This window comes from Ruegeria sp. G2, from assembly GCF_056533505.1.
Genome location: NZ_JBQFON010000001.1, coordinates 421,930 through 443,654 on the forward strand (window position 1 = coordinate 421,930; position 21,725 = coordinate 443,654).

Genomic DNA, 21,725 nt, shown 5'->3' on the forward strand with positions numbered 1-21,725 from the left:
GCGACACATCAAGCATTTTTCCCAAGTGATTATCGGATTGTTACATTTCGATGTAGTCTGATTTTTATTTGAAGGAGGAATTTCGATGGTAACTTTCTCACACAGCCTCGTGCGTATTGCGGTTTGGAACCTTGCGGGTTTCAACCCGGTTAACACAAGTCTGGGCATACCCGCCAATAGTGAGCGGGTCATCCACCAGATTGAAGGCTTGGCCCTGCTTGATGCCGAGTTGATCACGCTGGTCGAGGTTAGCCCTATAGAACATATCAACCGGTTGGCAGCGGGTTTGGCGGACAAGGGCTTGGATTATCAGGTCAAGATCCTGCAGCAACCCAACGGCAACATCCACATTGGATTTCTCCACAAACCAGGGGTTTCGGTGACGGAGCTGGAGTTGATTGACGGTTCGGAAGGTGATGATTCCGGCGGGCGTCAGGCCCTTATCGCCGATGTGCAGGTCGGCAAGTTCAAAGCTAAACTGATCGCGGTGCACCTGAAATCCGGTCGTGACCGGCCTGAACAACAGATACGTGATAGCCAATGTAAGATCATCGGTGCAAAGATCGCCGAAATCCGAGCGACACCGGGCCTGACTCAGCGCACGATCCTGCTGATGGGCGATTTCAACATGATCCCCGGTCAGGACGTCAGCAATTTCCACCATCTTGGTGGGGATGACATGATGGACTTTGTTTCGTGCTGGGATTTGCAAGACCGGTTCTCGCATATTCTAGAAAAGGGTCGCGCCAACCTACTGGATGGTTTCGCCGTCTCGCGCACATTTTCCACTGATTACGTTCGCGGCAGCCTGAGACTGTTTCCGATGCACTGGACGATGAATATGGGGCGCGAAGCCTTCAAGGACGAGGTTTCAGACCATCTGCCATTTGTCGCCAGCTTTCGCATATTTTGAGCCGTCTGTTTTTACGAATGGGGCCTTGCGCTCGGTTCAGAAATTCGCATAAGTCACCTCTACCGGAGAGGTGGCCGAGTGGTCGAAGGCGCACGCCTGGAAAGTGTGTAGGCGGGAAACCGTCTCCAGGGTTCGAATCCCTGTCTCTCCGCCACTATTTCAAGCCAAATTTTCGCGGGTGCTTAGATGCCCAGTTGGTCTTCATTAGTTTGATAATAACGCAACGACATGACCCGTTTCAGGTCTTTGCCGCGTCTTCGAAGGCAATGATACAACAAGAGATCGACCTGTCTGACAAGAGCGCGAATGCGCAAGCAGAAGCGTTTTGGATTCCAGTGCGTCTTCGATCAGACACAGATGCCCCATCAGCAAACCAGCCGATGCTTTGGCTTCTTCTACAGCAAGGCTATATAGCGAGAACTGCGGGCCGCTTGCGTCAATTTGCAAATCAAAGCCCACATTTCGGGACCACGTGAACCAATCGTCGTTCCAGGTCTGGTCGTGCAAAATCGGTATCTCTCGGAAACCGTTTGAATAGTGCGCTCGGTCCAGAAGTGTAGGGGCGCAAACTGGCGCGATTACGTCTTGTGCCAAGGCAATTTGGTTTGACGAGCCGTCAGGAACTGCGAAAAATATCGACAGATCAAACATCTCTCGCGAGAGACTGGGCGGAGTTTCCATAGCGGTGACAGAAAAATTGATTTCCGGAAATTCTTTTCGGATCCGTCGCAATCGTTTTGGAAGCCAGAGCTGGGCAACGGCGGGCAGGGCAGCGATATGAAAATCAGCGTTTGGTTTAAGGTCGCGCAAGGCACGGGCTGCATCAGCCATTTGATCAAAGGCAGCGGAGAAAACCGGGACAAGCGATTGCCCCTCAGGTGTGAGTTCAACGCCTTGCGCGTTGCGTCGAAACAGCGGTGTACCGGCCCAGCCTTCCAGTGCCTTGATATGCTGCGAGATCGCCCCGGGCGTAACGTTCAATTCTTCGGCTGCAGCAACAAAGCTGACGTTTCTAGCCGCCGCTTCAAAGGCCCGCATCGCATTCAATGGAGGGCCTTTGGGGCGCTTGGGGGCAACACTCATTGCACTAGCCTTAGTTTTTCTACACCAAGAAATATCATTTCTGCTTTGCGATGTCACGCGACTGCCGCCAAAGTGGCAAAAACTAGGAGGATGTCAGATGACACTTGCACAAAGAGACTGGGTGCCCACCGCAAGCGAAGCACTAGTTCAAGATATCGCAAAAAAGGCGGCATCGGCATCTTCAGATGACCTGATGGCGCGGATCGAGCATCTTGCAGAGGAAAACCGCCGCATACACGAGCAAGAGTGCTTTAACCTGAACCCTGCCACAAATGTCATGAACCCAAAGGCCGAGGCGCTTTTGTCTTCGGGGATTGGGTCGCGGCCCTCGCTGGGCTATCCCGGTGACAAATATGAAATGGGTCTGGAAGCAATCGAACAGATCGAGGTTGTCGCGGCAGAGCTTTGCGCCGAGGTTTTTGATACTCGGTTCGCTGAAGTCCGGGTGCCCTCCGGGGCGATTGCCAATCTCTATGGCTTTATGGCGACCTGTAAAGCTGGCGACACTATCATAGCCCCACCTGGTTCAATTGGGGGGCATGTGACACATCATGCGGCGGGTTGCGCGGGTCTCTTTGGCCTGCGTACCATCGAAGCTCCTGTTAACGCTGATGGCTATACCGTCGATGTGGATCAGTTGAGAGCGTTGGCAAAGACCGAACGACCAAGGCTGATCACCATCGGCGGCAGTCTTAACCTGTTTGAACACCCCGTCGCCGAAGTGCGTGCGATAGCTGATGAAATCGATGCCAAGGTTATGTTCGATGCGGCCCATCAATGCGGCATCATCGCGGGGCGCGCTTGGTCCAACCCGTTGAAAGAGGGTGCACATTTCATGACCATGAGCACTTACAAAAGCCTCGGAGGACCGGCTGGGGGCCTGATCGTAACGGATGACGAAGAAATCGCAAAAGCGCTAGATGCAATCGCTTTCCCTGGCATGACCGCCAATTTCGATGCGGCCAAAACTGCGGCGCTTGCTGTTACGATGCTGGACTGGAAAGCGTTTGGTTCTGCCTATGCGAATGAGATGATTGCGATGGCCAAAGCTCTCTCCAACGCATTGGATACAAAGGGTGTTCCCGTTTTTTCTGGAACACGGGGCTTCACCAACTCTCACCAGTTCGCGGTATTGGCTGCCCCATATGGAGGAGGTCAGGCCGCATCTAAGCAGCTTCGCAAATGCGGGTTCCTCGCCTGCGGTATTGGATTGCCGGTGGAGTTAGTGGAAGGCGATATGAACGGACTTCGTATCGGCACACCTGAGCTGGTGCGGTGGGGCATGACCTCTGGGGATGCCGAGCGTTTGGCTAATTTGATAATGCGTGGCCTGGGCGGGGAACAAATCCAGTCAGAGGTATCCGCATGGCGACGTGAATTTGACACGCTGCATTATGTGAACTGAAAAGAGGATGGCCGACTAAGTCGCTGAACATTGTCGGCCCTACCAACCTTCGTTGGTTGAGCCAATGCAAACTGCATATCGCAGATCAAAAACGGTAGGTTGCACCTAACAGCGGACCGGATTGATCAAACTTAAAGTCGTTACCGTCGATGTCGTGGTCAAACGAGATATAGCGATACCCACCACGGATCAGCCAACGGTCATTGATTGCGTAGTCGGCAGTTAGAAGAACTTGCCATGTTTCGCTCCCGCTCCGGAAACCGCCATAATCAATAAACCCGGTACCAGACCATTTGTCCGAGAACCTGACGCGTGCGCGGGCACCAATTACAGGATCAGTCCAGCTTGCATCAACCGTTGTTCGGCGCCCAGGGGCAGCACCGGGTTGCAGGTCGAATTCAGTTTCAGTGCTGAACCACCTAAAGCCGCCGACGATATCAACATATGCGTCTTGATCGTCATAGACCCGATATCCTGCATATCCGCTCAGAAACTGAGTGGTGAAAGAGGTGTCCAAGCCCGAGCTCGCCGGGCCAGGCGTGTCGCTGCTGAAAGACAGATCTGTATAATTGTAGTCTGCCAGGAATGACCAACGCCCATTGGTTGCTCCGAATGCAGCCATAAAGGCAAAGTCCAAATTCTCCAACGCGTCGGAAAAGCTTAGCGTGCCATCTAATGTGCCCAACGGGGTATCCAGCGACGTTTCTGTTTCCGGCATGAACAGGTAGATTGAGGCCTCGTATGACCAGTCGGACTGTTGGGCCGAGGCCATTGACGCCATTGCGCCCGCCAATGAGATTCCGAGGAGTGGTCCTCTCCAATTTCGTGTCGCACCCATTATTGCTCTCCCGTCAAAAGTCTTGTTTCGAATTTTCGTTTCTGCGCAGCGAAAATCTGCGCAGATTTGTCTTGCGGTCAGGCTACTGCATCCTCGGTTTTGCCAGAACCAACGCCAACACGATTGATATCAGTGCTGGGAAAGAACTCGGACCAGACATGCCAGAATATGCCTGCGCGTAGAGTTTCGACCCGCTGCAGTTGCCCTTGATCAGACATTCCCCAAAAGTCGCATTTGGTCACGGGTTGCCCACTGTCATTGTACCAGACGCCTAAACTTTCATATTTGGGATCAAGGCTGACGACGACATCCCGACCTCCGACCGTTGCGTTGACGATCCAATCGTTGTCGACGACGAAATCATCGGTCCAGCAGGTGGCATCCTGCCCAATGGTAATCCCCCAGACATAGGTTTTATTCGGCAACCGGTCGTCTGAACGATCCATGTTGTCCATCACCGGAGCGTCTTCCTGATGTTGACGGCCAATCCCCCACCCAAAGGTGATTTCGGTCATCATATCAAGCAGACGCAGCAATGGGTTTGGGGAAGGTTCATTCAGGAAAACCTCTCCATCCGGGTAGGCTTTCTGAAAGCCGCGAAATGTCATCCGGTAGGTAGGCCACGGTTTCATCCGGGCCTCGGGCCGGAGAGGGCATGCGAGGCCATCTGTGTTTGGGTTCTGGTCCGCTTCACGAAAGCCATATATCTGCTGAATCGGCTCGCCGCTTTCGTTGTCGCGCAGGATCAGGTTATTGCCGTGCTGGGCGAGAACCTCGAGATTCAGGCGCTTACCCTCTATTCTTGGAGTGTACCCCTGACCAAGATTGGCCATGGCACAATACGTCATGACGACGTCTTCTCCACCAAGCCCTTTTTCATTACCGGCAAGATGCGGTCGCATGATCTGCGCGTCGGGGTGTGCACGAGCGTGGCCGTTGTTGTCGATCACCATCACGGGCGCGGTCGGCCCCACGTATTTACGGGCCTCGTCAATGGGGAAGTACTGCGCGGTATTTAGTTGGTTTCTCAGCCCCAGATGAACCCAGACGTAGGGGAATCCATAGAAGAAAAGGACCAGCACTGCCGACACCAGCCACAGCCAAAACGGACCTGCACCAAGTATGAAATGTACAAGTGTTGCGACAGCAAATGCACCCAACCCAATGGCGATCAGGCGATATTCATGACGGATGAAGCGCACCATATTCTCGCGCTTCACCTTCAGCAGCATCTGGGACACATCGCCAAGGTCTCGGAAATAGATGAACCCGATCCCGAGTGATCCGATCAAACCCAGTGCAAACAGAAGTAGTCCAATCATGTCATGATCCTAAAGTCTTGAGCGCGTGATTTCCGTTGCACGGTGTTATTGCTGCGGGGATTGGCGTTTGATCAGGAAAGCCTCGACCGCTTGCTGGGTTTCGGGGCGGATGTTCTCGATCCCTTCATATGGCACACCATACGCTGGCGCGGTGTCGGGAAATTTCTCTTTGCGGGCCATATGTCGGCCAAGGATGCGTGCGAACTCCTGCCCTCCCCAGGCGCCAACCTCGGTCGAAACTGAATATTCCTCGCGCGTGTCCCGGTAGAGATCAAAGAACTTTGCCAGAATAGCGCTTTCGCCAGGTCCCGGCAGTTTCAGCTTAAGCTGGTCCTTCACGATCGCCTCGGGTTTGTTCACGGAATAGACGATGACGTGATCGCGTCGGGCCTTGGATTCGTCAGCAAACAACAGGGCGGCAGATTGGTCCACGCCATCCACCAGACGATCCCGCGGAATGTACTGATCTGCCCCAGCAAAACGCGACAGCGTTGTATAGAGGTCCGAGACGTGGATGATGCTGTTGAGCAACCCGTCAGCCTCGATCATGCCGGGCCAGCGGATAAAGGCGTCAACGCGGATACCTCCCTCGGTCGTGTCGCCTTTGCCGCCCGCATAGATCAGCGGGGTGAACCCGGATTGCGGCGCGTATTTGGTGAAGTGGCCGTTATCCCCCATGACCACAACCACGGTGTTTTCCGTTAAGCCCAGTTCTTCGATGCGCGCAAACAAGTCGCCCAGCCACTGATCCAGTAACTGCATCTTGTCGACATATAGACCACCATTCACGCTCTCTGGTCCTGATCGCCCGGCCCGGGTGTTGTCCAGCGGGATCATCGGCCAGTATTGCAGGAAAAACGGGTCTTCCCCACCTGCGAGGCGCTCCAGTTCCTCCATCGTCTTGTCTTGAAACGCCTGGTTCATCTCATCGTATTTCGCAGCGTTCCAGCGCTCTCCGGTTTCCATGCGAATTTCGCGGATCGGCCCGCCGGTTTCCCCTTCGATGACTGTCATCATCGCGGCAGAGTCCGGCCGGAACCAACCGTCCAGCGTGTATTTATCGTCATAGTCCTGGATTGCGACCGAGACCTGTTCTTTGATCGCATCATCATTGAAGATCGTCAGCTGGCCCTGTTGGTGGATGGCGTGCTGGGCATAGTCAAATCCCTGATTCATTGCCCAACTTTCGGCGATATCACCCATGTGCCATTTGCCGACATGGCTGGTCGCGTAACCCGCCTGTTTCAGAATCTCGGCCAGGGTGACCTCGTTTTCCGGCAAGCCGAACCCGGCAATGTCCACCGTGGTATCGCCCATACCCATGCGTACGGGCAACCGCCCGGTCATCTGCGCCACGCGGGTCGGCGTGCACGAAGGTTCAGTATACATGCGCACCATTCGCATGGCCTGATCCGAAAAGTCGTTGATATTCGGCGTCTCATAACCTCGCACCGCGTTGAGTTCGGGTATGCCCATGTCGCCGAAGCCCATATCGTCGATCAGAACGCTGATTATGTTCGGGGGCTGCCCATTGTTACGGCCACGAAAAGCGGTCAGAGCATCATCAACAGCGGTATCATCCTGCGCCCATTGTTCTGCGTGTTGTGCTTGCAGAATGTAAAACTCGGCATCGTGTTGGATTGGATTGTCTTGTGCCGACGCGGCCTGCGCTGCAAGGCTGACAAACAAAGCCAATACCCCTGAAATCTTCATCCCATATCCCCCGGTCATCTGCTTGGTGGAAGGCAAACGCTTCTGCAGTTGCCTTCACATTTAAACATTATCATATGTAAACAAGATTTTCTGTAGATTTCAATTCTGCCAGCCCATGAACACATCGCGCGTCAGTTCGGATTCAGGGCGCAGGTTGTCGATACCCTCATAAGGGATGCCTCGCCCGATCTCGGAATGCGGATGTTTGGCGATCATTTTTTGATGGCGTTTGATCATGTCCTGAAACGAAGCTCCGGCCCACAGCGAGTACCCAACCAACGGGTGCAGTTCACGTGGATCGCGATAGATGTTGAAGGTCGGGGCCGCCGCACCGGGTTGGCCGGGCGCGGGCAGGTGCATCTTGAACTCCTGTTTGACAACTGAGCGCAGAACAGGGCCTTCGTAGACATACACATAGTCGCGTCGACCATGACCTTCACCATTCAGCAACAGCGCCGTCTGATCGATCCCGTCGATGATGCGGTCACGTGGGATATGATCAGTCGCACCTGCAATCCGCGCCATGGTGGTGTAGATATCCGACACGTGAAAGATATCACCGGCTGCGCTGTCCGCTTCGATCACGCCGGGCCAGCGTATGAAAGCGTCCGTGCGTACGCCGCCTTCTAGATGTTGGGTCTTACCACCGCGATAGATCAGCTGATTAAGGCCCGAGGTCCCCTCGTAGTGGTACATCAGCCCATTGTCAGCCATCAGTACCACAATCGTATTGTCGGCTTCTCCGGTCTCTTCAAGCTTGGTCAGAAGATCACCGATCCACCCATCCAATAACTGCAGTTTATCAGCGTGGAAGCCACCATTGCGAGAGAGGGCCTTATCCGCATAGACGAAATTAAGGGGGTAGAGAGGCCAATATTGCAGAAAAAACGGTTCTTCTTCGGCTGCAGCACGTTCTAGCTGCTCAAGGGCCTGACGTTGATATCGCTCGTTCATCTCTTCGTACTTGGCCTGGGTCCAGATCTCCCCCGGTGACATGTCCACCTCACGGGCAGTGCCGCCTGCTTCGGCCTCGACACCGGTCACCAACCCGTATGGCTTGAAACGTTCGTCCAGAAGAAACTGATTGTTTTGCCCTTCGGGCACATATCCAAGCATGGCGTTCGCACGCATCGCCTCGGGGGTCATAAGGCTTAGTTGAACCTGTTGATGCAGGGGAAACGCTGCCCAGTCGAAGCCCTGATTGTGCGGGTAGGCCTGTTCGATATCGCCTTGATGCCATTTGCCGACATGTACGGTGTTGTAGCCAACTTCCTTCAATATCTCGGGCAGGGTTACTTCACTGGCAGGCAGGCCTTCGCCTACCAGCGCAACTTTGACTTCTGATACCCCGGCGCGGACAGGGTGGCGACCTGTAAGCATGGCAGTCCGCGTCGGTGTGCAGGATGGCTCGGTATACATGCGCATCAACGATAGGCCTTCGGTGGCGAACTGGTTGATACTAGGTGTCTCGATGCCCATAACGTAGTTCATCTTGCGGTCACCCATTTGACCAAAACTGATGTCATCGATCAGAATGTACAGAAAATTGGGTGGACTGCCGCCGTTGGCCTCGCGAATTTCGGCTAACTTTGCGTCGATCTCGGCATCCTGTGCGTCCCACGCATCGCCGAATTGAGCGCGCAGATAATTGAACTCGCCGTCGTGAATGATCGGAGACTGCTGGGCAAATGCCGCTCCGGTGGTCAGAATTAACGAAGACAGGATGGGTATTAGTTTCATTTTAATCTCCGGGTTTGCCAAAATTCTGAGGCATGTTTTGAGCTTCAACTATTCTGGTTTCGATACTGCAGCGCAGATCGGCGAGGGTTTCGGCCAAATCGGCCAGGAACCGAGATTGCTGAGGCGTGTTTGAGTGCTGCAAAAGAGCGATTTCAGTAAAGATCTCTTGGTAATCCAGACATATCCGGTCAAATTCACTGTCCTCGGTGCGTAAACTTTGCAGAAGATTAGCGTGTTCAGGGAACTGATCCTCAATGAAATCACTATCGACCATCGGCAGCACTTTCGAAGCTGGTTGCTCGGTCAGCATGCGCTCCGCAGGAATTGTCTTGAACGTAATAAGCCGCATGCTACGGTAGCAACATGGCCACAAGTCCTTATTGTGAAAGGATAGTTCTTGACCGGCATGGGGGATGGGAAGCAAGACGACAATAAGCGTAACTTCTCTGCTGATGATGTACGTGCTGCGCTTGAGCGTGTTTTAGACTCGGCAGGATTTAAGGGATCGGCCCGAATGCGATCTTTCCTGACCTATGTCGTCGACGAAGCTCTTGCCGGGCGCACCGATGAAATTCGCGCAAAAACGATTGCGATGGATGTTTATGGCTACGGCGCAGACGAGCTGACAAAACGAGAAGGTGTTGTGCGGGTAGATGCTGGCCGGATGCGACGAAAGTTGAAGGCCTATTACGGTGGAGCGGGAGCGTCTGATCCGATCATGATATCGCTGCCCGTTGGTCGTTATGCACCAGAGTTCAGACCGGGTACGCGCCAGTACCGAAAGTTAACAAATCTGTGGCGTATAAGTGTGATGTCGGCGATGGCTATCACCCTTGTTGCGCTGGGTGGCGTCGGAGGCACCGTCCTTACAAAGCAATGGCCATCGAGCGATGTAAAAGCCGAGCAGTCCGCGATCTATGACGTGTCTCCGGCGCGGGTCGAGGCGATGAATCTGTGTAGTGCCGGACAGGATGTGATGTTTCCGGTTGTTAACTTGCCGCGCCTGAAACCCGCGTTATTGATCTTTAAAACCGCGATTGAGCGTGATCCGCTATATTTCTGCGGGTACGCGGGGGCCGCTCAGGTCGAAACCATGCTTGCCATTCTTCAGTCTGCCGATCCTGCAGCCATTGATATGCTTGCTGTGGCAGACGAAAACAGTGCTCATGCGCTGGAAATCGAGCCGGATGCGGCATGGGCACTTTCATCGCGCGCCTGGTTGGAATTCGGGTTGGGGAACTACGACAAGGCTACGGCGTTGTCCCGCAGGGCGGTCGATCTTGCACCAACAGATCCACATATAGCTGAATTTGATGCGCTAATCTCGCTCTACACAATGAACTTTACGTATATCATTTCGCAATCAGAGCGATATGAAAAACTGGCGGAAAGCAGCGGTGCGCTTGTGTTCGGGAATGTGCTCGGGTCAGCTCAATTTCATTCTGGTGATTTTACGGCCGCGATTCGAAGCTACGAAGATACTATCGCGCGTGGTGGCCCCTTCGGCCCGATTTCCGCGGCATATCTGATGGCGGCGCGCTGGAACAACGGAGAGCAGACTGAGGCGCGTCGGCTCGCAAGTGTTTACCAAAAGACCTGGCCCGATTTTCCACTGGAAACCTTAAAACGGCGGGTTTTCCAACAGCCACAACCGGTCGACGCACTTGTCGAAGCGATGAAAGCCGCTGGTGTAGTTATGGAGCGGGACAATGCGCCCCTGACAGCAGATTGACATGCTCTGGAATTGGCAATCCTGTTATTCGTCCTGCGCGACTAACCCCAAACCGCGTAGGTAGATACCGATCCCGCTTTCCAAAAGGTCTTCAGGAGGGAAGGGAGAGCTTGCACCGGTATTGCGCGCATAAAGTTCAACGACACCGTGACTCATCGCCCAAATGTGAGCACTGAACATCGAAGCAGGGGGTCTTTTCTCTGGCGGTATATGTTGAGACAAATCGCCAGCAGCTTTTTCCAGCACATTTTTTGCGCGATTGGCGGCGAGGGCCAATTCGGGCGTTCGGTTCAGGGATATACCGCTTTCGAACATCGCGATGTAGTGGCCTGGGTGCTTGCGCGCAAAGGCTAGATAGGCGCGCCCGGTGGCTTCAAACGCTGCCAGCGCCGACGGTTGCCCCTTGTCATAGGCAAATTGCATCAGGTCAGCGAACATCTCAAAGCCTTGTCGCGCGGCCTCAGCAATTAGATCTTCGCGCCCCTCGTAATGTCGATAGACCGCTGCGGGCGTCACCCCAGCCGTCTTGGCGGCCTCGGACAGCGTAAATCCGGTCGGACCTTTTTGTTCAATCAGAGACAAGGCAGCCTCGATCAGGGCCTGCTTCAGATTTCCGTGGTGATATCCGCGCTTTGTCATCCCGTCCTCAAGTGCTTATACGGGTATATATGCACAGGTCATGACCTAATCCAGCGCAGTTCGTGTATTGCCCCATACCAAGTTCAGGCATCCCAGATTTCCGGTCCACCACTGATCGTTTTGTCTGGCTCGCCAACCACGTCGGCATCTTTGCCATCATAATCCAACCCGCTGAGCACTGTGCGAATGGCGGCCAGGCGAGCGCGTTTTTTGTCATCGGACCGTATGATCGTCCAGGGGCAATCTTCGGAATGGCTGCGGGTCAGCGTTTCGGAAATTGATTGGCTGTATTCGTCCCACTTGTGCAGGCCAGCTATGTCGATTGGGCTGAGTTTCCACTGCTTCAAAGGGTCGGTCTCGCGGGCTAGAAAGCGGTTCAGTTGTTCTGAGCGACCTACATTCAGCCAGAACTTGAACATGTGGATCCCGTCATTCTTGAACCCCATTTCCAGAGGCAGAACCTGTCTGAAGAACCGCTCACGCTCATCTGTCGTGCAAAAACCAAAGACGTTTTCAACAACGCCCCGGTTATACCAGCTGCGATCAAAGAACACGATTTCTCCGGCAGAGGGTAGGTGTGAAATATAGCGTTGAAAATACCACTGGCTGCGTTCAGCATCTGATGGTTTGCTAAGCGCAACATTGCGCGCACCCCGTGGATTAAGGTTTTCCCGGAACCTTTTGATTGTTCCACCTTTCCCCGCTGCATCGCGTCCTTCGAACAGGATGGCGACGCGCTGATCAGTGTTCTTGACCCACCGCTGCATCTTGACCAGCTCGATCTGCAAACCCTGCATCTGCTCGTCATATTCCTTGCCCTTCATCTTTTTCGGGTAAGGGTAGGTCGGGTTTAGAATTTCCCCTTTTTTGGCCTGCTCAATGACCGATTGAACAGTCTTGGGCGCGTCATTGCGAAAATAGCTCTCGATAGCGCCATGTTCTGATTTGGTCATGTGCGGCCTCGCCATAAAATCCATAACTTACTATGGATTACGGATGGGGTTAACGCAAACCCGCACGTGCGGCGGCACGGTCGATTGCGGCTGCGACCTCCGGTGCGGCAACTACCTGAGGCATGTGACCGATACCGTTCAGTTCGACCAACTCCGCACTTGGTATTTGCTCTATCAGGCGCTCAGAATGCCAATCCAGCCCAACGGTCGTATCGGCGGTGCCGTGGACTATTTCAGTTGGAACCGTAATCTCGTTATAGCGAGGTTGAAGTTCGGTGATTTCGTCCAGCAGATTTGCTCGCTGTTTGGCATTAGCATGCATCGATGCGCGGCGCATGGTCAGACCGGGGCCGAAATGTTCCGCATAACCTTCGGGGGCTACTTGCGGCGCAAAAACCTGATCCAGTGCTTTCGAAACGAACCAGTCAGGAACGAAGGCGCTGACCAACGGCAGGCCAAGTGCGTTGCCGATGGTTGTTGCGCCCATTGTGTTGAATGCGTCCAATGGCGTCTCCCAAGGGATAGCTGCAGGAGCGATCAAAACGAGAGCGGCGATATTGTCAGGCCGTGTGACTGCCCAGGCAAGTGCGACTGACCCGCCATAGCTTTGCCCAGCAACAACGGGTTTTTCAGCACCAAGTTCTGAGGCAGCTTTCTGTAGGATTTCTGCTTGTTCAACAATGGTTTCTCCGTCTGGGTTAAAGCTTTCAGAATAACCCAGTCCGGGGCGATCGAATACGATGACACGATAGCTTTCTGCTAAGATCGGTGCCAACGCAAATGTCATGTCGCGCGTATTCCCGCTGGAACCGTGGATCAGCACGACATCCGGACCTTCGCCCATGACGACGGCATGTACAGAGATACCATCGACATCCAGGATCTGACCTTCAGCAGGAAACGAAGCTTCGGCACTGCTTTCGCGTTGCGTACCACGCCAGGCAGTGACTATGGCAACGGCTGTCAGCGCAATGCCAATTGTTATCAATAGTTTACTGGCCAATTTTTTCCAAATCAAAGGGGGTTGTCTGATAGATGGAATTGATCCAGTTGCCATAAAGCAGGTGCGCATGGCTGCGCCAGCGGTTCTGCGGATTCTGGCTTGGATCATCGTCAGGGTAGTAATTTATAGGGACATTGATCGGTGTACCGTTGGCAACGTCCCGGTCATATTCCTGCTTGAGCGTGTCGCTGTCATACTCGAAATGGTTGAAGATATAGAGTGCCCGATGTGCTGGATCTTCGATCAGGCAGGGGCCCACATCGTCGCTGCCAAGCAGTGTGATCAGATCAGGTACCGCGTCGATTTCATACTGCCGCATCTCGGTCCAGCGGCTTACTGGGATCACGCAATCGTCAGAAAAACCACGTAAAAATGGCGATGCTGGCGCAAGATTTCGATGCCGGAAACACCCGAAGGCCTTTGCATCCAGCATATGTTTTTTAACATCGTGAAAATGGTTGATCATGGCCATGCCACCCCAACAGACGCCGAAGGTGGAATGCACATTGGTCTGCGTCCACTCGAACACTTCACGGATTTCGTCCCAATAGGTGACATCAGCGAAATCAAGATGCTCGATTGGGGCACCCGTAATGATCAACCCATCAAATTTCTGGTCCTTTACCTCCTGAAAAGGGTGGTAGAATTCGGCCATATGCTCGGCGGCGGTGTTTTTGGTCTGGTGTTCGGTCATGCGGATCAAGGACAGTTCGATCTGCAAAGGTGTCGCCCCGATCAGACGCGCAAACTGGTTTTCGGTCTGAATCTTTTTGGGCATCAGATTCAACAGGCCGATCCGCAAGGGGCGAATATCCTGCCGTGCGGCCTGATCTTCGGCCATGACCATGACGCCCTCATTGGTCAGGACGTCAAAGGCGGGCAGGTCGGAAGGAATTTTAATCGGCATTTGGTCACGCTGTTGAAACTGCGAAAGAAGTCTGGAACTTATGCGGGGTTGGCGCGGGCCTCAAGGGTGCGTTCGATCAACTCATCGAAATCACCCCCGTCACGCACCTTGGCGATATCGTCGGCGGCGATTGTGACGCCCCAGTTTCGCGCCATCGCTTCATATCTCGGTTGTCGGTGCGCCAGCGCTTGCGCATAGGTCCAGCGTATGAACGCGTCCGGATCGACTGCGGAAGCTTGGCAGTCGTTAAGGGCAAGGTATTCATCCCAGACCCGCTGAAGGAACTCGGCTTGGTAAGACATGGGCTTTGGGGCCTTGTCGAAGCGTTTTACCAATTCCTCAGTATGGGCCTCGTCGCCCTTGATCCAGATCATCAGCGCCTGGCGCGATAGCTCGGACAGGACCTGGTCGTTCGGATCTTCGGGGTCGACCCACTCGCAGATAGAGCCACCGGTATCGCAGATAAAATGCGGATAGCTGTACAGGCGCTCGGCTCGGTCGATAAAATACTTGGTATCCAACAGGGCGTGAATCTCTGCCAGTCGGAACTGTTCTTGGCGAAGCCGGTATTCCGAGATTTCAAGTCCACCAAGCGCGGGATTGCCGGGTTTGCCCAGATAGGCGGAGACGGGGGTCAGGTTTTCGAACGTTATGTTCGATCCGATATAGATCGAATCCGATAGCAGAAGCTCGCGCAGAAAGGGCACTTTCATCGCTTCAGCCTTGGCGTTGTCGGCGATGTATTCGCCCATGTAGCGTGTCCCGATCCGGTAATCGATCGAGTAGTGGAACCAATCACCTGCATCCCGAAGAGTGTTCGAGACATAGGATTTCCCCAACCCGGACATACCGAAGAACAGTACTTTCTTTCGCGCAGCGTCGCGCCAGTCCTTTGCCGAGTTGTAAATCATGCGCCACCATCCCTTGTTTTGCATTAGCTAAATCGGGCTGATCGCGGCGTCAATTGTGCTGCAGTGTTCCGTAATAAAAAGAAGACGTGTAAATGGAAAAGCCCCACCATACCAAGGCGGGGCTTTCCGATGTGTTTGCTGCCGCTGGGATCAATCCAGGGCGTAAGTCACCTGAATACCAACGCTCCATGCACTGTTGCCGGTGAAAGTGGCGCGGTTGTCGGGACCGGTGCCGTTTGCCGTGGCATCACCGATGTCGGTATAGCGCACACCGCCAGAGATTTTAGCTTTCTCAAGCGAATAGGTGCCACCCAGACCGATGCTCCAGAAACCATCTGTCGGGCCGAGGTTGGAAACCGAGTTCCCTTGCGAACTTTCGTAACCGAGAGTTACGGCACCCGAGAATTCATCGGTGAACTGGTAGCCCAAACCAAGCGAGTAGGTCCAAGTTGCTTCTTCATAGTCGACGAGGTTTATACCTGTCAGGCCGGTATAAACGGGCGGTGCGTAAACGGTTTGGGGCCAGTCGACCCAACGGATCGAGCCGAACAGCAGCGTCTTTGGCGCGACGCCTGTTTGGAAGTCGAGATTCACAGATTGAGGTGTAATAACCTCAGTTGAAGAATCTGCGCTCGATCTAGCGATTTCGGGAAATGGCGTGAAAGCGAGCGCATCATTTGACTCGGTCTGCGACAGATCGTGTTTAATCTTTGAGTTATATGTCAATGCGACGCGAGCCGCGATATCAGGTCGTTCCCACGCGACGCCAACCACATAGCCAAAATCGATTTCAGCGTCTGTTTCAACACGGTATCCACCCGATGGGAACGGCTCTAAGCCCGCGCCTGCAATTGGTACTGATACGCTTGCTTTCAGCCTTTGTGCACGGAGACCGCCGATTACACTGAATCCATTGTCCAGTTTATAGCGAAGTAGAGCCGTAATTGCGTCAGTGTCTGCCTTGGCTCTCAACACATCTTGGTTTGCGCCTAGAGGAAATGGAGGAGAGAAACCTAACACATTCTGCGACAATGGGTACTCAGAAGAGTAATCGATATCGGCGCCAAATGGCTGGTCATAGACCAGCGCAAAATCCAGTTTCTCTGTCAGCGATGTCTTGTACGCCAGATGTGGCGTGAAGAAGCTGTTCGAGACATTGCCTGACTCAATGGTTTCCCCGAATGTTGGGCTCAACGGGATCTGATCTTCCATCGAGCCACTGACATCAGGCTTGGTATAGCCCAGTCGAAACTGAACGACAGATCCTTCTTCAAACAGAATGTTAACGCCCTGACCGCTACGATCTAGGCCACCTGCCTGCACACTGGTTGCCCCGATGCACAACGCGCATGCGTGAAACAACGATCGTTTCATATATTCCTCCCTACACTGTCCTGCGGCCTGTAATGCTCATCCCATCAAACGCACCCGGCCTTGTTACCGGCTTTTACTGTCTTAAACTTTAAATTTTGGTCAATTGGTGACGGAACGTTACTCGGTGTGCGCACGCCGTACGGGTGTTGCGGATTTGTTACGATTTTCTGACCAGACGTTCAGGAAAATCCCCGCAAAGATGACTGCTGCACCCAAGAGCGTCCACTGGTCCAGCGGTTCATGATAAAGGATCATTCCCACTATCGCGATGGTCGGAAGGCGTGCAAAATCAAAGGGTACCACGATTGTTGCTGGAGCGATCGCGAGAGCATTGGTGATACAATAATGCGCAAATAGACCAGCCACGCCGACCAGCAGAAGAAACGGCGCTGTATTTACGCTAGGTAATGAGATCTGTCCGTCATAGGCCGATGCGATGAATCCAAGGCCCGCCTGAATCAGAGTCAGCCAAAACATGATGCAACCGATGCTCGCGAACCGAGTAAGGGTTTTCGTCGATATCGTCGTCAGAGCAAAGAACAAAGCGGACAATGCTGCGGCAATCACTCCTGGGCTGATCGAGGCCGCGCCAGGACGTGCCACAATGAGTATTCCGGCAAATCCGATTAGTGCTGAGGTCAACCGAAGCGCAGTCAACCTTTCTTTCAACAGCAATGGTGAGAGGAGTATCACCCAGATCGGTTGGGTAAACTCCAGCGCGAAGACCTGCGCAAGAGGAATGACCGTCACCGCATAGAACCAGAGGTTTTGCCCCGTAAAATGCAGTACATTTCGAACGCCATGCAAATCTAATCGCCGTGTCGAGACTTGATGCCATTTGCGCGATATCGTCAGAAAAAAAGCGACAATGCAGATCCCGACGAGGCTGCGATAGAACATAATCTCAAAAGTATCGTGAGTTACGCTAAGTTCGCGTCCGGCAATTGCCATCGATGAAAACGAGGCGATTGCTCCGGTCATCCAAAGCGCGGCCTTGCCGATCTGCATTGAGTTGCTGCTCATGAAACTTGGTTTACGTCCCGACGTATGGCAGGCCGACTTAATGGTGTTTCACGAGGCAACGCAACGAATAATAGCCGTGTCAGAATTTTTGTGCTTTGCGTGTGAGCGTTTATTCCCACTCGATGGTACCGGGCGGTTTCGAAGTGATGTCGTACGTGCATCGGTTGATGCCTTTGACTTCGTTGATGATGCGTGTTGCCGTTTCACCCAGGAACTCGTGACTGAACGGATAGTAATCAGCGGTCATGCCGTCGACCGATGTCACCGCGCGCAGTGCGCAGGCATAGTCATATGTCCGTCCATCACCCATCACGCCGACTGTTCGCACCGGAAGAATGGCGACAAATGCCTGCCAGATATCGTCGTATAGCCCATGTTTGCGGATTTGATCGATATAGATAGCGTCGGCTTCGCGCAGAATGTCGAGCTTTTCGCGAGTGATTTCTCCAGGGCAACGGATTGCAAGGCCGGGGCCGGGGAAGGGGTGGCGACCGATGAAACTGTCGGGCAGACCCAACTCGCGACCCAAGGCGCGAACTTCATCCTTGAACAGTTCTCGCAGGGGTTCGACAAGCTTCAGGCCCATTTTCTCGGGCAACCCACCCACATTGTGGTGCGATTTTATGGTGACCGAGGGACCACCAGAGAACGAAACAGACTCAATCACATCGGGATACAGGGTGCCTTGTGCCAGAAACTCGGCACCATCAATGGTGTCAGCGTGTTTCTGAAAAACATCGATGAACAGTTTGCCGATGATTTTCCGTTTGGTTTCAGGATCGCTTTGCCCGTCCAGCTCGCCCAGAAACAACTCGCTCTCGTCAGCATGGATCAGCTGGATATTGTAATTGTCGCGGAACATTCCGACGACCTCGGTCGCTTCGTTCTTGCGCAAAAGGCCATGGTCAACGAAGACACAAGTCAACTGATCACCGATTGCCTCGTGGATCAGGATTGCCGCGACCGAACTGTCGACGCCACCTGAGAGACCGCAAATGACTTTTTTGTCTCCGACCTGCTCGCGGATTTTCGCGATCATTTGCTCGCGATATGCGCCCATGGTCCAGTCACCCGAGAATCCTGCCAGTTTGACGAAATTCTCATATAGTTTGGCACCCTTGGGAGTGTGGTGCACTTCCGGGTGGAATTGCACGGCATAGAAATGACGCGACGGGTCTGCCGTTATGGCAAAGGGCGCGTTGGGTGAGGTGCCAAAGACTTCAAAGCCCGGCGCGATTTCACTGACGTGGTCACCGTGGCTCATCCAGACCTGCTCATCACCCTCTGCGAACCAGCCATCAAGAATGTCCAACTGGTTCTGAGGCGTCACGAAAGCACGCCCGAATTCGGCGGTGCCGTGACCGCTTTCGACCTGGCCGCCCAGTTGCTGCATCATCACCTGCTGGCCATAGCAGATGCCTAGGATTGGCACGCCATAGTCAAAAATTTCCTGTGGCGCACGGGGCGAACCCTCTCGTGTAACGCTGTCCGGACCGCCCGAGAAAATGACAGCTTTGGGGGCCATCTGTCGGACAAAGTCCATCGTGACGTTCTGATAAGGATGAATTTCGCAATAGACATTCAGTTCGCGCAGGCGACGGGCGATTAGCTGCGTCACCTGGCTGCCGAAGTCGATGATCAGAAGGCGGTCGTGGGATGCTTGGGTCATGACTGGCTATTAGGTTGCAAGCCTTGCTTGTGCAAGCGCAATGACGTCAATTGGTGGCGGAGGCACTCAGATGACTGACCTAATTCTCAGAACTGCGGAACCAGGCGACGTAAATGCAATAGAAATCTGTATTACAAGCGCCTACGCTGATGCGAACAGGAAAATTGCCGATATCCCGGATGTGGCAAGCGGAATCGAGGGCGATATTGCCAACCGAAATGTCCTTGTCGCAGAAGAAGGTGGGCAACTTTTGGGTGTCATAATTTATGGTCTGAAGGCTGGCGCGATGATGGTCTTCAATCTCGCGGTTGTGCCGCAAGCTCAGGGGCGGGGCCTCGCACGAAAATTGCTTGCTGCTGCTGAAGCCGATGCGTTGACAGCGGGGTTGTCCGTGCTTTGTCTAAGAACGCATCGACTTATGGGGGAAACCCGCGCCATGTATACACATCTTGGCTGGCACGAGGTCGAGGTGACCGGGAACTCGGTCATGATGCAGAAGAACGTGACGTGACGTGCAAATGTGTCGGAAATAGCGATGCTGCCAGTTCATGTCGCTTTTACCTCTATTGCGCCGTAAACTACCTCTGGCATCGTGGTTCGTTGATGTAACACACTTGTCGAACCAACCAATAAACGGGATTTTCTCATGACAGAGGCAAGCACCCGGCGCAGAGCACGAGGTGGCGGTGGCGCCGCCCGCCGGGCCGAGCGCACGGCGGTAAAGATCGAAACCGCAAAATACATCGAACGTAACATTCCCAATTTCGAAGTCCTCAATGAAGAAGCGCTTGAGATCATCGAAACCAACGCGGAAACTGTGCTGGCCGAGATCGGTGTCAATTTTGTTGACAATCCGGCGGCATTGGAACGTTGGCGCGAGGCTGGTGCCGATGTCGATGGTGAACGCGTGCGTCTGCCGCGCGGTCTGGCGCGTGAATTGATCAAATCCGCACCCAGAGAATTTACTCAACATGCGCGCAACCCTGAGAAATCAGTCGTCATAGGCGGACGGAATCTTGTTCTGGCACCGGTCTATGGCCCTCCGTTCGTGCGCGATGCGCAAGGCGGCCGTCGCTACGCGACCATGGACGATTTTAACAAGTTCGTGAAATTGGCCTATATGTCCAAATGGCTGCACCACTCGGGCGGTACCGTGTGTGAGCCGACGGATATTCCAGTGAACAAGCGTCACCTGGACATGTTGATGGCGCATATGACCTTGTCGGACAAACCTTTCATGGGCTCCGTCACCGATCCTTCGCGAGCACAGGATTCGGTTGAAATGTGCGAGATTCTCTTTGGCAAAGAGTTCGTCCAGAACAACACGGTTATGACCTCGCTAACCAACATCAATTCACCGATGACATTTGACGATGTTATGATGGGTTCGCTTGAGGTCTACGCTGCTAACAACCAAGCCTGCATTATCTCGCCCTTCATCGTCGGTGGTGCAATGGCACCGGTATCAGTCGCTGGTACGCTGACGCAGGTTCTGGCAGAAGTTATGGCCGGGGTGGCATATAGCCAGATCATCCGTCCGGGGGCTCCGGCGATTTTTGGGGCTTTCGTTTCATCGATCGACATGAACTCGGGCGCGCCGACTTTTGGTACTCCGGAAGCATCGCACGTGACTTATGGTGCGGGTCAGCTAGCACGTCGTTTAGGGCTGCCATTCCGGTCTGCAGGTTCGTTCTGCGGCTCGAAACTGCCCGATGCGCAGGCGGCATACGAGACCGCAAATTCACTGAATATGGGTCTGATGTCAGGCGTGAACTTTATGCTTCACTCCTGCGGCTGGCTTGAAGGCGGTTTGGTGGCAGACTTCGAAAAGTTCGTCATGGATGCTGATCAGTTGGGTGTTTTGCACGGTCTGGCCAAAGGCGTCGCATACGACGAAAATGCTCAGGCCATGGATGCGATCCGCGAAGTTGGTCCGGGCGGGCACTACCTTGGGTGCGCCCACACGCAGGCAAACTTCAAGGAAGCGTTTTGGAAAACCGATTTGCTGGACTACAAGCCGTTCGAAACCTGGGAAGAAGAAGGCGCGCGTGACACACGGACGCTGGCATCGGCACGGGTTGATCATCTTTTGGCCAATTATCAGCAGCCACAACTTGATCCTGAAGTTAATGCGGCACTGGACGCATACGTCGCCGAAAAGAAAGCATCCATGCCGGATGCCTTCACCTAATCACTGAAATTGCGCGGCGCGACTGGTTTGATACAGTTGCGCCTCGCCATTCAATGCGATCAGCAAATCCAGATGACGCACCAGAGAATAGGCCGCGTCTTCTTCTATCCGCTGTGCATTCACTTCGCGTTCCAACTCTAGCAGGCGCAGTAACGCAGCGCCCGTTACTGGAACCGATCCATAACCCAGAAGACGTTGCAGATGACGGTCGCGATTATAGTCCTGCGCCCCGATCTTGGCAGCACGGGTCAGCAGTCGCGGGCGGCGGAGTGAAGTAATCAAGGTCATCAGGTCCTGCACGGCAGCTTC

20 protein-coding genes and 1 tRNA gene are annotated in these 21,725 nt (G+C 53.9%); 6 read left to right on the plus strand and 15 right to left on the minus strand.

Going from position 1 to position 21,725, the window contains the following annotated elements; genetic code table 11:
* Positions 1-85 precede the first annotated feature (85 nt).
* Together ACR0DU_RS02030 and ACR0DU_RS02035 are read left to right on the plus strand one after the other, a co-directional pair.
* Positions 86-913: an endonuclease/exonuclease/phosphatase family protein gene (locus tag ACR0DU_RS02030; RefSeq protein ID WP_480872206.1), complete on the plus strand. Its 828-nt coding sequence runs from the start codon at positions 86-88 to the stop codon at positions 911-913.
* Between the two features lie 64 nt (positions 914-977).
* Positions 978-1,067: transfer RNA gene (locus ACR0DU_RS02035), tRNA-Ser, on the plus strand.
* A 50-nt stretch (positions 1,068-1,117) separates the two neighbouring features.
* On the opposite strand, the gene ACR0DU_RS02040 is transcribed toward ACR0DU_RS02035, so the two are convergent.
* Positions 1,118-1,996: a LysR family transcriptional regulator gene (locus ACR0DU_RS02040; RefSeq protein ID WP_480872208.1), complete on the minus strand. Its 879-nt coding sequence runs from the start codon at positions 1,994-1,996 to the stop codon at positions 1,118-1,120.
* 97 nt (positions 1,997-2,093) lie between these two features.
* Here ACR0DU_RS02040 and ACR0DU_RS02045 point away from each other — a divergent pair, with 97 nt between their 5' ends.
* Positions 2,094-3,401, plus strand: coding sequence for an aminotransferase class I/II-fold pyridoxal phosphate-dependent enzyme (locus ACR0DU_RS02045; RefSeq protein WP_480872210.1), 1,308 nt, complete (start codon positions 2,094-2,096; stop codon positions 3,399-3,401).
* A gap of 85 nt (positions 3,402-3,486) precedes the next feature.
* Here ACR0DU_RS02045 and ACR0DU_RS02050 read toward each other — a convergent pair whose 3' ends face one another.
* The 5 genes from ACR0DU_RS02050 to ACR0DU_RS02070 form a co-directional block, all read right to left on the minus strand.
* Positions 3,487-4,239: an outer membrane protein gene (locus ACR0DU_RS02050; RefSeq protein ID WP_120981133.1), complete on the minus strand. Its 753-nt coding sequence runs from the start codon at positions 4,237-4,239 to the stop codon at positions 3,487-3,489.
* 77 nt (positions 4,240-4,316) lie between these two features.
* Positions 4,317-5,561, minus strand: coding sequence for a DUF3179 domain-containing (seleno)protein (locus ACR0DU_RS02055; protein WP_480872211.1), 1,245 nt, complete (start codon positions 5,559-5,561; stop codon positions 4,317-4,319).
* A 45-nt stretch (positions 5,562-5,606) separates the two neighbouring features.
* Positions 5,607-7,292 carry a sulfatase-like hydrolase/transferase gene (locus ACR0DU_RS02060; RefSeq protein ID WP_480872213.1) on the minus strand — a complete coding sequence of 562 codons (1,686 nt, stop codon included), beginning with the start codon at positions 7,290-7,292 and terminating at the stop codon, positions 5,607-5,609.
* A gap of 81 nt (positions 7,293-7,373) precedes the next feature.
* The gene (locus ACR0DU_RS02065; RefSeq protein ID WP_480454766.1) at positions 7,374-9,014 is read right to left on the minus strand and encodes a sulfatase-like hydrolase/transferase; all 1,641 of its coding nucleotides are present in this window, start codon (positions 9,012-9,014) and stop codon (positions 7,374-7,376) included.
* 1 nt (position 9,015) lies between these two features.
* On the minus strand, positions 9,016-9,363 hold the full coding sequence (locus tag ACR0DU_RS02070) for a hypothetical protein (RefSeq protein WP_480872215.1): 348 nt from the start codon (positions 9,361-9,363) through the stop codon (positions 9,016-9,018).
* Positions 9,364-9,420: 57 nt separating this feature from the next.
* Here ACR0DU_RS02070 and ACR0DU_RS02075 point away from each other — a divergent pair, with 57 nt between their 5' ends.
* The gene (locus ACR0DU_RS02075; protein WP_480872217.1) at positions 9,421-10,746 is read left to right on the plus strand and encodes a tetratricopeptide repeat protein; all 1,326 of its coding nucleotides are present in this window, start codon (positions 9,421-9,423) and stop codon (positions 10,744-10,746) included.
* 24 nt (positions 10,747-10,770) lie between these two features.
* Here ACR0DU_RS02075 and ACR0DU_RS02080 read toward each other — a convergent pair whose 3' ends face one another.
* The 8 genes from ACR0DU_RS02080 to guaA form a co-directional block, all read right to left on the minus strand.
* On the minus strand, positions 10,771-11,385 hold the full coding sequence (locus tag ACR0DU_RS02080) for a TetR/AcrR family transcriptional regulator (protein WP_010439657.1): 615 nt from the start codon (positions 11,383-11,385) through the stop codon (positions 10,771-10,773).
* An 83-nt stretch (positions 11,386-11,468) separates the two neighbouring features.
* Positions 11,469-12,338, minus strand: coding sequence for a polyphosphate kinase 2 (gene ppk2 / locus ACR0DU_RS02085; RefSeq protein ID WP_480715036.1), 870 nt, complete (start codon positions 12,336-12,338; stop codon positions 11,469-11,471).
* A gap of 49 nt (positions 12,339-12,387) precedes the next feature.
* Positions 12,388-13,341, minus strand: a complete 954-nt coding sequence (locus tag ACR0DU_RS02090; RefSeq protein WP_480715035.1) for an alpha/beta fold hydrolase — start codon at positions 13,339-13,341, stop codon at positions 12,388-12,390.
* On the minus strand, positions 13,331-14,248 hold the full coding sequence (gene metA, locus ACR0DU_RS02095; protein ID WP_319547038.1) for a homoserine O-acetyltransferase MetA: 918 nt from the start codon (positions 14,246-14,248) through the stop codon (positions 13,331-13,333). The genes ACR0DU_RS02090 and metA overlap by 11 nt, the downstream gene beginning before the upstream one ends.
* Before the next feature lie 38 nt (positions 14,249-14,286).
* Complete coding sequence (locus ACR0DU_RS02100) at positions 14,287-15,159, minus strand: ATPase (protein WP_480872738.1); 873 nt, start codon at positions 15,157-15,159, stop codon at positions 14,287-14,289.
* 150 nt (positions 15,160-15,309) lie between these two features.
* Positions 15,310-16,533, minus strand: coding sequence for an OmpP1/FadL family transporter (locus tag ACR0DU_RS02105; RefSeq protein ID WP_319547040.1), 1,224 nt, complete (start codon positions 16,531-16,533; stop codon positions 15,310-15,312).
* Between the two features lie 117 nt (positions 16,534-16,650).
* Entirely contained in the window at positions 16,651-17,556 is a 906-nt protein-coding gene (locus ACR0DU_RS02110; protein ID WP_480872219.1) for a DMT family transporter, read from the minus strand.
* A gap of 109 nt (positions 17,557-17,665) precedes the next feature.
* Positions 17,666-19,225 (minus strand): glutamine-hydrolyzing GMP synthase, encoded by a 1,560-nt coding sequence (gene guaA, locus ACR0DU_RS02115; protein ID WP_170539328.1) that lies wholly within the window; start codon positions 19,223-19,225, stop codon positions 17,666-17,668.
* A gap of 70 nt (positions 19,226-19,295) precedes the next feature.
* Between guaA and ACR0DU_RS02120 the strand changes: the two genes are divergently transcribed.
* Both ACR0DU_RS02120 and ACR0DU_RS02125 read left to right on the plus strand, forming a co-directional pair.
* Positions 19,296-19,736, plus strand: a complete 441-nt coding sequence (locus ACR0DU_RS02120) for a GNAT family N-acetyltransferase (RefSeq protein ID WP_480872221.1) — start codon at positions 19,296-19,298, stop codon at positions 19,734-19,736.
* Between the two features lie 135 nt (positions 19,737-19,871).
* On the plus strand, positions 19,872-21,416 hold the full coding sequence (locus tag ACR0DU_RS02125; RefSeq protein WP_480872223.1) for a trimethylamine methyltransferase family protein: 1,545 nt from the start codon (positions 19,872-19,874) through the stop codon (positions 21,414-21,416).
* Here ACR0DU_RS02125 and ACR0DU_RS02130 read toward each other — a convergent pair whose 3' ends face one another.
* Positions 21,417-21,716, minus strand: coding sequence for a DUF6477 family protein (locus ACR0DU_RS02130; protein ID WP_480872225.1), 300 nt, complete (start codon positions 21,714-21,716; stop codon positions 21,417-21,419).
* Positions 21,717-21,725: the final 9 nt, after the last annotated feature.

What these genes read in the sequence shown, in the direction of transcription:
- ACR0DU_RS02030 (WP_480872206.1), top strand. Translation starts at nt 86, where the DNA reads ATGGTAACTTTCTCACACAGCCTCGTGCGTATTGCGGTTTGGAACCTT.
- ACR0DU_RS02040 (WP_480872208.1), bottom strand. Translation starts at nt 1,996, where the DNA reads ATGAGTGTTGCCCCCAAGCGCCCCAAAGGCCCTCCATTGAATGCGATG.
- ACR0DU_RS02045 (WP_480872210.1), top strand. Translation starts at nt 2,094, where the DNA reads ATGACACTTGCACAAAGAGACTGGGTGCCCACCGCAAGCGAAGCACTA.
- ACR0DU_RS02050 (WP_120981133.1), bottom strand. Translation starts at nt 4,239, where the DNA reads ATGGGTGCGACACGAAATTGGAGAGGACCACTCCTCGGAATCTCATTG.
- ACR0DU_RS02055 (WP_480872211.1), bottom strand. Translation starts at nt 5,561, where the DNA reads ATGATTGGACTACTTCTGTTTGCACTGGGTTTGATCGGATCACTCGGG.
- ACR0DU_RS02060 (WP_480872213.1), bottom strand. Translation starts at nt 7,292, where the DNA reads ATGACCGGGGGATATGGGATGAAGATTTCAGGGGTATTGGCTTTGTTT.
- ACR0DU_RS02065 (WP_480454766.1), bottom strand. Translation starts at nt 9,014, where the DNA reads ATGAAACTAATACCCATCCTGTCTTCGTTAATTCTGACCACCGGAGCG.
- ACR0DU_RS02070 (WP_480872215.1), bottom strand. Translation starts at nt 9,363, where the DNA reads ATGCGGCTTATTACGTTCAAGACAATTCCTGCGGAGCGCATGCTGACC.
- ACR0DU_RS02075 (WP_480872217.1), top strand. Translation starts at nt 9,421, where the DNA reads ATGGGGGATGGGAAGCAAGACGACAATAAGCGTAACTTCTCTGCTGAT.
- ACR0DU_RS02080 (WP_010439657.1), bottom strand. Translation starts at nt 11,385, where the DNA reads ATGACAAAGCGCGGATATCACCACGGAAATCTGAAGCAGGCCCTGATC.
- ppk2 (WP_480715036.1), bottom strand. Translation starts at nt 12,338, where the DNA reads ATGACCAAATCAGAACATGGCGCTATCGAGAGCTATTTTCGCAATGAC.
- metA (WP_319547038.1), bottom strand. Translation starts at nt 14,248, where the DNA reads ATGCCGATTAAAATTCCTTCCGACCTGCCCGCCTTTGACGTCCTGACC.
- ACR0DU_RS02100 (WP_480872738.1), bottom strand. Translation starts at nt 15,159, where the DNA reads ATGATTTACAACTCGGCAAAGGACTGGCGCGACGCTGCGCGAAAGAAA.
- ACR0DU_RS02105 (WP_319547040.1), bottom strand. Translation starts at nt 16,533, where the DNA reads ATGAAACGATCGTTGTTTCACGCATGCGCGTTGTGCATCGGGGCAACC.
- ACR0DU_RS02110 (WP_480872219.1), bottom strand. Translation starts at nt 17,556, where the DNA reads ATGAGCAGCAACTCAATGCAGATCGGCAAGGCCGCGCTTTGGATGACC.
- guaA (WP_170539328.1), bottom strand. Translation starts at nt 19,225, where the DNA reads ATGACCCAAGCATCCCACGACCGCCTTCTGATCATCGACTTCGGCAGC.
- ACR0DU_RS02120 (WP_480872221.1), top strand. Translation starts at nt 19,296, where the DNA reads ATGACTGACCTAATTCTCAGAACTGCGGAACCAGGCGACGTAAATGCA.
- ACR0DU_RS02125 (WP_480872223.1), top strand. Translation starts at nt 19,872, where the DNA reads ATGACAGAGGCAAGCACCCGGCGCAGAGCACGAGGTGGCGGTGGCGCC.